The 12,649-nt window shown below is 46.0% G+C and carries 11 protein-coding genes; 9 read left to right on the top strand and 2 right to left on the bottom strand.

Annotation, left to right across the window (positions count from 1 at the left end; all coding sequences use genetic code 11):
* The first annotated feature begins 34 nt into the window (after window positions 1-34).
* The gene (locus IQ457_RS08190) at window positions 35-475 is read left to right on the top strand and encodes an MgtC/SapB family protein (protein WP_102076692.1); all 441 of its coding nucleotides are present in this window, start codon (window positions 35-37) and stop codon (window positions 473-475) included.
* A gap of 112 nt (window positions 476-587) precedes the next feature.
* Here IQ457_RS08190 and IQ457_RS08185 read toward each other — a convergent pair whose 3' ends face one another.
* Window positions 588-1,001, bottom strand: coding sequence for a hypothetical protein (locus IQ457_RS08185; protein WP_102076691.1), 414 nt, complete (start codon window positions 999-1,001; stop codon window positions 588-590).
* 229 nt (window positions 1,002-1,230) lie between these two features.
* On the opposite strand from IQ457_RS08185, the gene IQ457_RS08180 reads away from it, so the two are divergent.
* Window positions 1,231-2,187: a LysR substrate-binding domain-containing protein gene (locus IQ457_RS08180; protein WP_200662774.1), complete on the top strand. Its 957-nt coding sequence runs from the start codon at window positions 1,231-1,233 to the stop codon at window positions 2,185-2,187.
* A 68-nt stretch (window positions 2,188-2,255) separates the two neighbouring features.
* Here IQ457_RS08180 and IQ457_RS08175 read toward each other — a convergent pair whose 3' ends face one another.
* Entirely contained in the window at window positions 2,256-2,471 is a 216-nt protein-coding gene (locus IQ457_RS08175) for a hypothetical protein (protein WP_200662773.1), read from the bottom strand.
* A 74-nt stretch (window positions 2,472-2,545) separates the two neighbouring features.
* On the opposite strand from IQ457_RS08175, the gene IQ457_RS08170 reads away from it, so the two are divergent.
* The 7 genes from IQ457_RS08170 to IQ457_RS08140 all read left to right on the top strand — a co-directional run bounded on the left by IQ457_RS08170 (window position 2,546) and on the right by IQ457_RS08140 (window position 12,618).
* A complete protein-coding gene (locus IQ457_RS08170) occupies window positions 2,546-3,817 on the top strand; it encodes a 2-aminoadipate transaminase (RefSeq protein ID WP_200662772.1) in 1,272 nt (423 codons plus the stop codon).
* Between the two features lie 108 nt (window positions 3,818-3,925).
* Entirely contained in the window at window positions 3,926-5,431 is a 1,506-nt protein-coding gene (hglS, locus tag IQ457_RS08165; RefSeq protein WP_200662771.1) for a 2-oxoadipate dioxygenase/decarboxylase HglS, read from the top strand.
* Between the two features lie 141 nt (window positions 5,432-5,572).
* Window positions 5,573-7,063: an L-piperidine-6-carboxylate dehydrogenase gene (amaB, locus tag IQ457_RS08160; RefSeq protein ID WP_193031949.1), complete on the top strand. Its 1,491-nt coding sequence runs from the start codon at window positions 5,573-5,575 to the stop codon at window positions 7,061-7,063.
* Between the two features lie 151 nt (window positions 7,064-7,214).
* On the top strand, window positions 7,215-8,675 hold the full coding sequence (nhaC, locus tag IQ457_RS08155; protein ID WP_068408917.1) for a Na+/H+ antiporter NhaC: 1,461 nt from the start codon (window positions 7,215-7,217) through the stop codon (window positions 8,673-8,675).
* Window positions 8,676-8,689: 14 nt separating this feature from the next.
* On the top strand, window positions 8,690-9,976 hold the full coding sequence (gene amaA, locus IQ457_RS08150) for an L-pipecolate oxidase (RefSeq protein WP_200662770.1): 1,287 nt from the start codon (window positions 8,690-8,692) through the stop codon (window positions 9,974-9,976).
* A gap of 268 nt (window positions 9,977-10,244) precedes the next feature.
* Window positions 10,245-11,273, top strand: coding sequence for an ornithine cyclodeaminase family protein (locus IQ457_RS08145; protein ID WP_200662769.1), 1,029 nt, complete (start codon window positions 10,245-10,247; stop codon window positions 11,271-11,273).
* 91 nt (window positions 11,274-11,364) lie between these two features.
* Window positions 11,365-12,618 (top strand): NAD(P)/FAD-dependent oxidoreductase, encoded by a 1,254-nt coding sequence (locus IQ457_RS08140; protein ID WP_200662768.1) that lies wholly within the window; start codon window positions 11,365-11,367, stop codon window positions 12,616-12,618.
* Window positions 12,619-12,649 lie beyond the last annotated feature (31 nt).

Here is a 12,649-nt window from a genome sequence, read left to right as displayed (position 1 = left end):
GATGACCCTTTAAACGGACTTTTAGGCGATAGCTATGTTTGCATTTGATATCAGTATGAAGATTTTAACCTACCATGCCTTTCAGCTTGGCATTGCTTTTATACTGTCGCTGCCGATTGCCCTTAATCGTGAGCTTGAAGACAATGGTGCGGGACTCAGAACCTTTCCTTTGGTGACGATTGCCTCGTGCGCTTTTATGTTGGTAGGTATGGATATTTATCAAGGCTCGGACGCAGAAGCTCGTATCATGTATGCGATCATAACTGGTATGGGTTTTATTGGTGGTGGGGCTATTTTTAAAAACGAGAATGGGGCAAAAGGCACGGCAACCGCCGCTGGGCTATGGAATACAGCGGCAATTGGTATCTCGGTCGCCTATGGGCGCTATGAAATTGCCATTATCCTCTCAGTTGTTGGATTTATCATTTTGCAATTCTCCAAACCCTTTAAGCCAAAGCATAGGCGCAAAGATTGATAGTTAAGCTATTTAATATGATTGGATAAAAGATATTAGACATAAAATAAGCGAGAACCATGATGGTCTCGCTTATCTATTGCGTATGGCTATGCAGTTTACAAACTTAAACTTATTGCACGCCCTCTGCCGGTGTTTGATCGAGGTTTGGATTGTTTTCATTAACAACCACAGCATCAACGCCTTTTTCTTCATCTTCTGTACCATCTACGCCAGAATAATAGGTTTGATCTCCATCATTCTCGGTCGCGTCAGTAGAGGTGGCGGTAGTGTCTGTAGAAGTGGTCGCCGTGGTGGTCGAGGTTTCGTTGTCTGTCGTAGTGGCTACAGGCGCCATTTCGTCAGCTTGCGTATCGGTAGACTGGACGTTGTCATTGGTCGTGGTCATGTCGGCAGTATCAGGCTCTGTACTAACATCCGTTGCATCTTCTCTTTCGTTGCTGCAAGCGCTAAGCCCAATCACACTGGCTAATAAGGCTATCCATAGTTTGTTTTGAAGCTTTTTAGGCGTTACTGATGTTTTCATTTTTATATCCTTGTTATTGTTTTTGATTGTCCGCTTATAATAAGATTTAGCCAGATTAGCGGTTTATTCGACTATGCTTGATTATTGAAAAACCTGATAATTAAACTGACAGTATGCCTAAATATAATAAAGAAACTTAAAAAATTCAGGTGAATAAAGGTAAAGGTTTGTCAATCTGTGTATCATATATTCTTTAAAATAATTTATAAGTAACTAAAAAAAATACATTATGAATCCCGATAATAAAACCCCACTTGCTTTTAGAAGGTATCCTTCGACCACAGCGCTGCAATGTTTTGAGACGGCGACGCGGCATTTAAGCTTTACCAATGCGGCGCAAGAGATGCACATGACGCAAAGCGCTATCAGTAAGCAAGTCGCGCAGCTTGAAGAAATGCTGAATTTGTCGCTGTTTTATCGCACCCCGCATCGCATCTCTTTAACGCCGGCTGGGAAGACTTACTACTTAGAAGTGCTGGAAATCCTCAAACATATTGAGGCGGCGACTACCAGCTTAATGTCAAACAGCGATAATTCAGAAGTACTGAAAATCGTCTCGCATCCAACTTTTTGCTCGCGCTGGCTGATGCCTGCATTAAACGGCTTTGGAGCAGCAAATCCACTGATTAATTTAACCATTAAAGAGCTGGCGGGGCCGTTCTTTTCTGAAGATCAAAACGTTGATGTGGCGTTTTTATATGGCGATGGGATTTGGGGCGGCATGGAGTCGATTAAGTTGTTTGATGAGTATAATGTCGCCGTCTGTCATCCGGATTATTTAACAGACAAAGCCGCATGCATGGGTGATATAGGCAATATAGATAATTGCACGTTATTACAACTCAGCTCACGCCCTAGCGCTTGGTATGAATATTTTAGACAACAGGATATTCGTATCGATGGTACCTTTGTCGGCCCGCGCTTTGACACCTTTCATACGACTATTTCGGCGGCATTACTTGGCTATGGTATCGCATTGGTGCCACTGCGTTTGGTTGCGCCAGAGCTACAATCAGGCGCTCTGGTGACGGCGTGGCGCTATGCCTCAAAAGGCAGGGGAGCTTATTATATGTCTTACCCTTTAGCCATGGGCAACTCGCATAAAATAAAGGTCATTGTAGAGTGGATTTCAGCTTATCTTGCTAAGTCAAAGGAGCCTACGCCAGACTTGGATTTTATCTTGTAATGTAAAACAGATTGGAACTTTTTAGCAATTAACCCTGTGATCTTTTAATCCTTTGGCTATTAACAAGGTTAAAAAGTACAGTTAGTAAACGCAAAGTTTGAAAAGTACCGTTTGAAAAGATAGCAACGCACCGGCCTTGAGCCGGTTTTTTTGTCAATGTTAAATATGGCAGTGATAAGCAGGGCAATAATAAGCATGGCAATAATAAGCATGGCAATAATAAGCATGGCAATAATAAGCATGGCAATAATAAGCATGGCAATGACAAAAAGGAATGACATCACAACTATTATTCGTTTGCTGATAGGGTAGCAGTTTGCTCAAATGAATCTCTCATCAAGGAAGATAAGAGACCACCATGGAGCAGCTATACAACGTCACTGATGCCTTTACGATGGTGCATCCGCTGACCTTAACCAAAGGTAAAAATGCCAACGTTTGGGACGATAAAGACCGTTGCTATATTGATTTTGTCGGCGGTATTGGGGTCTTAAACCTTGGTCATTGCCATCCTCATATCGTCAGCGCGATTATCTCTCAAGCGCAGGCGCTGATTCATTATGCTTATAACGCCGCCGCTCATCAGCCGTATCAAACCTTTATGCCAAGACTGTGTGAATGGATTCCTATTAAAGGTGAGCTTGGAGGCATGCTCACCAACTGCGGCGCAGAAGCCACCGAAAATGCCATAAAAATCGCCCGTATGCAGACAGGGCGCACTGGCGTGATTGCCTTCGATGGTGGTTTTCATGGGCGTACACTGGCGGCGGTTAATTTAAATGGTAAGGTCGCGCCTTATAAGCGCGGGCTTGGGCTATTGTCCGGCGGTGTTTACCATATTCCTTTTCCTAGTCCTGATAACGATATCAGCGATCAGCAAGCGATCGCGGCTTTAGAGCGTCTATTTGCGGTGGAGACTGATGTGGCTAATATCGGTGCCATTATCGTCGAGCCCGTCCAAGGTGAGGGCGGTTTTCAGCTGCTATCAGCGACGTTTGCCCAATATCTACGCAGCTTTTGTGATGAGCATGGCATCTTACTCATCATGGATGAGATTCAGTCGGGGTATGGTCGCACAGGTACGCCTTTTGCCTTTACGCATTTAGGGGTTGAGCCTGACCTGCTATTGCTCGGTAAAAGTATCGCCGGCGGCTTGCCACTTGGAGCGGTAGTCGGCAAAGCTGGCGTGATGAATGGTCTGCCAAAAGGGAGCTTGGGCGGAACCTATTCAGGTAATCCAGTGGCGTGTGCGGCGGCAAATGCTACTTTGGATATCATGCAGGACGATGAAGTCTGGCAATCAGCTAAGCATTATGCCAACACCATTGAAAGTACTGTCAATGAATGGCAGCAGCAAAACCTCTCTGCATGGCTATATGGACTGACAGGAGTTGGCGCGATGCGTGGTATCGAGCTGCGTCACCCAACTTATGGCACGCATCCAAGTGTGATGGCGCATGTCTTAACACAAGCGCGCGAGCAGGGCTTGCTGTTGATGCCAAGTGGTAAGCATCGACATATTATTCGCTTATTGCCACCGCTAACCATAGAACCTGAAACCCTAACAGCGGGTCTTGATATTTTAAAGGCGGTGCTAAGCGATATTCCTAATGAAATGCCAAAGCTATAGTGTCTGTGAACTGCTGAGAGTTTTTGTGAGTTGCTGAGAGCGTCTGAGAGTTTCTGAGACGACTGTTTTTATCTAAAAAAATACCTTAATTAAAAAGGATACATACTTGTGAACCCTACCTTTATCAATAATGATGATGTTCGCCACGATTTCTCTATCGCCATGTCAGAGATGTACCAAAAAGAAGTGCCGTTATATGGTGACCTCATCGATTTGGTGAGCGAAGTAAATACCGAAGTATTAAATAAGCAGCCTGAAATTAGGGAGCAACTTGAGCACACCGGAGAGATTGATAGGCTAAATATGGAGCGCCACGGTGCGATTAGATTAGGCACCGCCGCTGAGCTAAGCATGATGCGCAGGCTGTTTGCGGTGATGGGCATGTACCCCGTTGGTTACTATGATTTGGCGCCCGCTGGCGTGCCTGTGCATTCTACGGCGTTTCGAGCGCTTGAGACATCCTCTTTAAATAAAAGTCCCTTTCGCGTTTTTACTTCTCTATTGCGCCTTGATTTGATTGATGATGAAGCATTAAAACAGGAAGCGATAGCTGCTTTGGATAAGCGCACTATCTTTACAGATGATGTTATTAGCTTGATTGAGCGCTTTGAGGAGCAGGGCGGGTTGACGGCGGAAGACGCTAAGCAATTTGTTAAAGAAGCGTTAGAAACCTTTCGCTGGCATGACAATACGCCCGTCTCAAAAGTGCTTTATCAGCAACTATTAAGCCAACACGGACTTATTGCTGATGTCGTCGGTTTTAAGGGCCCGCATATCAACCATCTGACGCCTCGAACCTTAGATATCGATGCGGTACAAGCAGGTATGCGAGCAAAAGGCATACCACCAAAAGCCATTATAGAAGGGCCACCGAGACGGAGATGTCCTATTTTATTGCGTCAGACCAGTTTTAAAGCGTTAGAAGAAGCGGTTAGCTTTAAAAACCCTAACGGCGGCTATGAAACGGGGCATCATACTGCGCGCTTTGGTGAGATTGAGCAGCGCGGCGTGGCTTTAACGCCCAAAGGCCGAGCGCTGTACGACCAACTGCTTAGCCAAGCTCGCCGCCAGTTAGCTGTAACGCCAAATGCCGATAACGCTTCGGAGTATTATCAGGTTTTAGAAAGTGCATTTGCAGCGTTTCCTGATGACTATCAAACGCTGCATGATGAAGGTTTGGCGTATTTTTACTATCAAGCAGTTGGTAGCGATGCAGATATAGTCGTTGCTGACATTGAACAGACACTAGATTCTTTAGAAGTAGAAAGTATAAATGATTCTATATCAAAGCAAGTGATTACTGATTTGCTTGAGCAAGGAATGATTCGCCTAGAACCTATCGTTTATGAGGATTTTTTACCCGTCAGTGCGGCGGGGATTTTTCAGTCCAATCTGCATGACGACAGCACAAACGACAGTGCAAACGGCAATGAAAACGACGAACACAGCGGCAAGCAGAGTAAGGGTGAAGTTCATACTAATAAAGAAGCGTTTGAGAATGCTTTGGGCGCTCAGGTTTACGATGAGCTTGAGCTTTATCAAACGCTGCAAGCGCAAAGTCTCAAAGCGTGTTTGGGACAACTAAATAGTAAAGTTTTAAAACGCGTTATCTAAAACAGTGATAGATAAGTGGAACTATTAATGAGCATTCCAAAAAGGAATGGCAGTACGAAATTAATTATTTTGCAACTTAGCTGGGTGCAAGTTAAGTTAATAAGTCTTCAAGGAAGTATAAATTAATAAAAGGGATGGACTATGATCAAGCAGTATATGGCCGCAATGGGCGTCAAAGAAGCGCAATATCAAAATGGTGATTTTGACGTCAATAGCCCGATTGATGGCTCGGTGATTGGCAGCATAACCTTGGACAGCGTTGATGAGGTCAACACCAAGATTGCCAATGCCAAAAAAGCTTTTAAAGAATGGCGCGTGGTGCCTGCGCCAAGACGTGGCGAGCTGGTGCGCCTGCTCGGTGAAGTGCTGCGCGAGCATAAAGAAGACTTGGGCATGCTGGTGTCATTTGAAGCGGGCAAGATTAAAGAAGAAGGCCTAGGCGAAGTGCAAGAAATGATTGATATTTGCGACTTTGCTGTCGGGGTGTCGCGTCAGCTTTATGGTTTGACGATTGCGTCAGAGCGCCCAGGCCACCACATGCGTGAGACATGGCATCCGCTCGGGGTGATTGGTGTCATCTCAGCCTTTAACTTTCCCGTTGCGGTTTGGTCTTGGAATACCGCACTGGCTATCGTCTGCGGTAACCCTGTGATTTGGAAACCATCAGAAAAAACCCCACTTGTCGCTTTGGCCTGTCAGGCACTGTTTGAAAAAGCCTTGGCCAAATTTGGCGATGCGCCAGACCATCTATCGCAAGTCTTACTCGGTAAAACCGATGTCGGTAACGCCTTGGTTGAGCATAAAGATGTTGCTTTAGTGAGCGCCACCGGCAGTACGCGTATGGGCCGAGAAGTCGGGCCAAAAGTTGCCAACCGTTTTGGTAAATGCTTGCTTGAGCTTGGCGGCAACAACGCCATGATTTTGGCACCAAGTGCCGATTTAGACTTAGCGTTACGCGGCATTTTATTTTCCGCGGTTGGGACGGCAGGTCAGCGCTGTACGACATTGCGCCGCCTATTTGTCCATGACTCTATCAAAGACGACATCCTACCGCGCATCAAGTCCGCTTATGAAACTGTTAGCATCGGTCATCCACTAGAGGGCAATCTGGTCGGTCCGCTTATCGATGAAGACAGCTTTAATAATATGCAAGCAGCGTTGAAAAAGGCGCGAGAAGCGGGCGGCACGGTCACGGGCGGCGAGCGCGTCCTTGCAGACAAATATCCTAACGCCTATTACGTAACGCCTGCCATTGTCGAGTTTGACGAGCAAAACGATGTCGCCAGAAGTGAGACGTTTGCGCCGATTCTGTATGTCATGACCTATCAAGACTTTGTTGAAGCGATTGAGATGCAAAACGATGTGCCACAAGGCCTATCATCATGCGTCTTTACCAATGATTTGCGTGAGGCGGAAACTTTCCTCAGTGACCGCGGTAGTGATTGCGGTATTGCCAACGTCAATATCGGTACCAGTGGCGCTGAGATTGGCGGCGCGTTTGGCGGTGAAAAAGAAACCGGCGGTGGCCGTGAATCTGGCTCTGATGCATGGAAGGTCTATATGCGCCGTCAGACCAATACCATCAATTACTCAAAAGAGTTGCCACTTGCCCAAGGCATTAGCTTTGGTTAATAAAAAGGTGAGTACAGACTTTTGCTAATTTGATGTATTTATCAATAAACTGCCAAGCGTACTTTATAGAAGCTTGGCAGACCAAAAATAATAAGCAATCAAGGATTGGTTGCCACTCCCATCGACGACTACTAAGGAAGGTAGAACTATTATGATCGATGATAAAACGCATAACCCCGATATAGACGGTTATGATCCGTCGTCTAGCTTTTTACTTGATATCGCGCCGCTTGTATTGACTGCCATCATTCTGATGATACAGTTTTTCGTCTTTAAAGATTTCACCCCTCACATACCCTTAGCCTGCGGTATTTTAATCACCGGTTTGTTTATGAAACTGCGTGGCCGTAGTTGGCAAGGTATGGAAGAGCGGTTTTTAAAGGTCATTAAAATCGGCTTGCCAGCGATGATTATCCTGATGGGCGTCGGTATGCTCATCGGCGCATGGATTATCGCCGGAACCGTGCCGACCATTCTGTACTACGGCTTTAGTATCTTCTCGCCTTCCTCGTTTTTATTTTCCGTTTGTCTTATTTGCGCCATTATTTCTGTCGCTACGGGTACCTCGTGGGGCACGGTTGGTACCGTGGGTCTTGCGATGATGGGAATTGGTATGGGGCTTGGTATACCTGCGCACTTGACAGGTGGTGCTATCGTCTCCGGTGCTTTTTTTGGCGACAAAATGTCACCGCTATCAGATACCACTAACTTAACCCCGGCCGCGGCGGGTGTAGACCTTTGGGATCATATCAAAGGCATGCTGCCGACGACCGTGCCCGCCATGATTACGGCTTTGGCGCTCTATGCTTGGATTGGCATGGGTTATGGTGACGATAGTATCGATTTGTCTTCTATTCGTGCATTGCAGGATAACTTAGCGGCCAATTACAATTTAAGTATCATCACCTTATTGCCAGCGTTAGTGGTTATTGTCGCCGCTGTGATGAAAATGCCAGCGATACCGACCGTATTAAGCGGGGTGCTGGTAGGCTCAGTGATTGCCGTCTTTATGCAAGGCGTGGGCGTGAGTGATGTTTTTAATGTTTTACAAAATGGCTTTGTCAGTGAGACGGGTTTTGAAGTGGTAGATCAATTGTTGTCAAAGGGCGGCGTTATGTCGATGACATGGGTGATCAGCTTAACGATATTTGCTTTGGGTTTTGTTGGGGCGCTTGAGCACTACGGTACGCTCAAAGCCATCATGGCGAAAATTAACCATTTCGTAAAATCGCGTTTGGGGTTGGTTTTTACGACGTACGGCAGTGTGCTGAGTGTCGGTACGCTGATTGGTGATGTTTACACGACCTGTGTTTTGCCAGGGCGTTTATTACAAGACAAATATAAAGATATGGGCTATAAGCGCACAACCTTGACGCGCTCTATCGAAGACGCGGGTACGCTTTTGTCTCCCCTTATCCCGTGGAATATGGGTGGTAGCTTTGTAGCAGCGACACTTGGGATAGCAACATTGACTTATGCACCTTTTGCTTTTGCGTGTTGGTTATCGCCTTTATTTGGACTGTTATGGGCGTTCCTTGATAAATTTATACCGCGCGAAGAGCCTGAAGTAAAAAAGGTTGACGTTGCTTTTTCTGTCAATGAAGCGCGCTAATAAAGGAATATAGTATGTTGCAAGAGCAGTGTTTATGGAACATGACCGCGCCGAATATTGACGCTTATCGCCAAATGAGTAGCGATACCCAAGCGGCGGTGTGTATCATTGGCGGCGGATATACTGGATTGTCGGCGGCTATTCATCTGGCTGAAAAAGGCGTCAAGGTTGTCTTACTTGAAAGCCAAACCATCGGTAGTGGCGGCTCAGGAAAAAGCGTTGGGCTCGTGAACGCCGGAACTTGGGCGCGCCCTGATGACTTGAATATCAGTCTGGGTGAAGTGGCCGGTGAGCGTTTGACCCAAGCGCTTGGACAAGCACCAAGTTTGGTGTTTGATCTAATCAAACGCTATGATATCGACGCCCAAGCCACCCAAGCGGGCAACCTTCACATGGCGCATAATGCCAAAGGTGAAATCGATGTCGATATCAGATACGAGCAGCTGCGCCGCCGCGGTGCCAATGTTGAGGTATTGACTGGCAGCAAATGCCATGAATACTGCGGTACCACCAGTATTAATAAAGCTTTATTAGACCACCGCACAGGTACCATCAATCCGCTGGCGTATGTCAGAGGGCTTGCCAAAGTCGCTACCAATCTTGGCGTAACGATCTATGAGCATTCAGGCGTTGAAGCACTAGAAAAGGTGGACGGTCATTGGTATGCAAGAACCGCCAAAGCGCGCGTCAAGTCTGAGCGCGTCATCATCGCTACCAATGCTTACAGCGAAGGTGAATGGACAGAAATTAAGAAAACTTTTTATCTGGTTTATTACTATCAAATCGCCTCTGAACCACTGAGCGGCGAGGCGGCAGAGCGCATTTTACCTTATAAAACAGGGGCGTGGGATACCCGCTTGGCGCTATCGAGTTTCCGCCGTGATAATGACAATCGCCTATTATTGGGCACGGTTGGTGGGACGCAAATGAAACCAACATCCTTTTATCAAGCGTGGGCCAATGCGGTGCAAAAGAGCTATTATCCAGATCTGCCTGCCTTTAATTGGCAATATGAATGGTGCGGTAGCTTTGGCTTTACCCAAGATCATATCTTTCGCGTGATGGAGCCCGATGAAGGTTTGCTGACCGCGACGGCCTATAATGGTCGCGGTATTACTACCGGTACGCTCATGGGTAAATGCTTTGCTGAGTATATATTGACTGGTAATAGAGACAGTATTCCTATTCCATTTAAGACGTTAGAAGAAGCGAAAATCCCTTTTGCAGGTGTTAAATCTGGCTTTACGGAATTGGGGCTGACTTTATACCATGCTGGTCAATGCCTTAAAATTATCAGATAGCATGTTTATTTACATAGTGTGGTTATTTACTTGGTTAAAATTTGCCCCAATACTTATAAATATCATAGCCAATATGGCCGTCGTTATAAGTCATACATTTAAGCTTATCGCTAAGATTATTTATTGATGAGAGGTTAAAAAACTTGCCCTAAACAACATTATAAACCGTGATAAAAGCTTTAATAAATGGCGGGTTGATTGTTAGGTTTTTTAATGTCACATTTAGGGATTGTTAATAATAAAATTACAGGGCAGTTTAAGGAACATTATGCGAATTTTAGACATTCATACGGTAAAAAAACAGCTGACCATGTCGATGGCAATTGAGGCGATTGAGGAATTACTCAACGTGCAAGGCGAGCATCCGACTTGGGTCAAAACGCCTGAACGCCTTGTCATTCCAACTTTTGAGGAAAGCAGTACGAAGAGCTTAGGCAGCCATTTATCCATGCCGGCAGTGGTATTTGACGGTACTAATGAATATGCAATCGTCAAGCTGGTTACTATCTGCCCAGACAATCCTAAGCGCAATAAACCGACAACCATGGCCAATGTTACGGTCTCCGACAATGACACAGGAGAGATGTTGGCCTTTTTGGATGGGGTCTATATCACCCAAGTACGCACCGCAGCGCTGTCTGGTATCGCAACTAAATATTTAGCCAATCCCGATAGTCAGGTGGCAGCAGTGGTCGGTACGGGCGGTATGGCGTATGAACAGCTTAATGCTATTCTTACCGTACGTCCAAATATCAAGCAGGTGAACCTTTGGAACCGAACCGAGCAGACCGCGCATAAATTTCAGGAGAAATTTAAAAAAGACTATCCACAATGGGACGTTGATTTTACGGTGTGCGACGATATCGAAGCGGCGATTCTAGACGCCGATATTATCAATTTGGCAACGCGCGCGACGTCAGGCTTGTTCGAAGCGGCGCAGATAAAAGCCGACGCTCATATCAATGCCGTTGGCGCCTATCAAGCATCGATGAAGGAAGTGAGCAATTCGGTGATAGAAGCCAGCACGTCTGTCATTATCGATGACGCCGAGGGCGGCTTGCATGAAGCGGGTGATCTGATCCAAGCTCATGAAGACGCTGATAGTACTTGGACGTGGGATAAGCTGACGGGAACGCTAAGTGATTTGATCAGTGAAAAAGTCACAATTGACCTAAATGCCAATAAAGGTATCACGCTGTTTAAGTCGGTTGGCGCGGCAAGCTTCGATGCCGCCGTCGCGTTAAAGGTTGCTCAAAAGGCCAAAAAAGACGATTTGGGCCAGTTTGTTGCTTTATAAAAGCTGGCTGCTAATAAGGTAACAGTTTTTAAGACAACGATTTTTAAGACAACGATTTTATTTTGGTCTAACGATCTCGAAGAATATTGATATGCGCTATGACGTGATTGTAGTTGGGGCAGGCATTGTAGGAACTTCTATCGCGTGGCATCTGCAAAAAAACAACGCGCAGGTACTCTTACTTGATAAAAAGCCCCCAGGAGAAGAAACCTCCTATGGCAATGCGGGCATTATCACCAGAGAAGCGGTCAATACCAAACCCTTTCCGCGAAGTGCTAAAGAGATTTTTAGCGTATTGCCCAATAACCGTACTGATATTCGCTACCGTTGGTCGGCAATTTATGGTTTTCAGCGCCCTTTATTTCAGTACTGGCAACACTCTTGTGCAAAAAATATCGAAGTCATCGATAAGGAATGGGCGACGCTGATTAAGCATTGTACCAATGAGCACGAGCCGATGATTAAAGCGGCTGGCGCAGAAGCGCTGGTCAGTAAAATAGGCTGGATTGAGCTTCATCGTCATTCGATTGATTTTGAAAAAGCTATTAGCAAAGCCGTAAAGGCTGCAGAGCAAGGCGTAGAGTATCAAGTGCTATCGCTAGTAGCGCTGCAAGCCCTAGAGCCAAATCTAAACGTTACCGATTATATTGGCGGTATCCACTGGAAAAACTCGTGGCAAATAAAAAATCCCAGTCACCTTGTAAAAGCCTATGCAAAAAATTTTGCAGCGATGGCGGGCGAGGTTAAGCAGTTAACCGTGACAGGTATCATGCAAACGTCAGAAGGCTGGCAAGTTGTATGCGGCGATGATACCTACGTCTGTCAGCATGTCGTCATTGCGGCGGGGCCTTGGTCAGCTGAGCTTATCAAGCCACTGGGTTATAACATACCGATGTTTCCTATGCGTGGCTACCACCAGCATTTTAAGATCACACCCAAAAACGCCCTTTCACATAGCTTATTCGATGTCGATAAAGGGTTTGTGATGGGTGCAATGGAGCAAGGCATCAGAGTTACCACGGGTGCTGAAATGGCAAATTTAGACGCGCCAAAAAAATTCGCCCAACTAGAAGCCGTGTTGACTCATGCAAGAAAGCTTGTGCCGCTTGAAGATGCCGTGGAGGCTAAAGCATGGTGCGGGACAAGGCCTTGTATGCCAGATATGAAGCCGGTGATTGGCCGTGCATCAAAACACGATAACCTGTGGTTTGCGTTTGGTCATGCTCATCAAGGGTTGACATTGGGGCCTGTCACAGGGCGCCTTATCGAAGAAATGATTCATAATAAGCCGTTATTTATCGATGCTAAGCCCTTTAGTAGTCATCGTTTTACTGCTAGTTTTTAACCGTTTTCCGCAGCGACTTCCTCCCTTTGCT

The sequence above is a fragment of the Psychrobacter sp. M9-54-1 genome (genome assembly GCF_016613355.1).
Classification (GTDB): domain Bacteria; phylum Pseudomonadota; class Gammaproteobacteria; order Pseudomonadales; family Moraxellaceae; genus Psychrobacter; species Psychrobacter faecalis.
The sequence above is the reverse complement of the archived record's forward strand: the minus strand, read 5'-3'. Positions and strand labels throughout refer to the sequence as shown.

What these genes read in the sequence shown, in the direction of transcription:
- IQ457_RS08190 (WP_102076692.1), top strand. Translation starts at nt 35, where the DNA reads ATGTTTGCATTTGATATCAGTATGAAGATTTTAACCTACCATGCCTTT.
- IQ457_RS08185 (WP_102076691.1), bottom strand. Translation starts at nt 1,001, where the DNA reads ATGAAAACATCAGTAACGCCTAAAAAGCTTCAAAACAAACTATGGATA.
- IQ457_RS08180 (WP_200662774.1), top strand. Translation starts at nt 1,231, where the DNA reads ATGAATCCCGATAATAAAACCCCACTTGCTTTTAGAAGGTATCCTTCG.
- IQ457_RS08170 (WP_200662772.1), top strand. Translation starts at nt 2,546, where the DNA reads ATGGAGCAGCTATACAACGTCACTGATGCCTTTACGATGGTGCATCCG.
- amaB (WP_193031949.1), top strand. Translation starts at nt 5,573, where the DNA reads ATGATCAAGCAGTATATGGCCGCAATGGGCGTCAAAGAAGCGCAATAT.
- nhaC (WP_068408917.1), top strand. Translation starts at nt 7,215, where the DNA reads ATGATCGATGATAAAACGCATAACCCCGATATAGACGGTTATGATCCG.
- amaA (WP_200662770.1), top strand. Translation starts at nt 8,690, where the DNA reads ATGTTGCAAGAGCAGTGTTTATGGAACATGACCGCGCCGAATATTGAC.
- IQ457_RS08145 (WP_200662769.1), top strand. Translation starts at nt 10,245, where the DNA reads ATGCGAATTTTAGACATTCATACGGTAAAAAAACAGCTGACCATGTCG.
- IQ457_RS08140 (WP_200662768.1), top strand. Translation starts at nt 11,365, where the DNA reads ATGCGCTATGACGTGATTGTAGTTGGGGCAGGCATTGTAGGAACTTCT.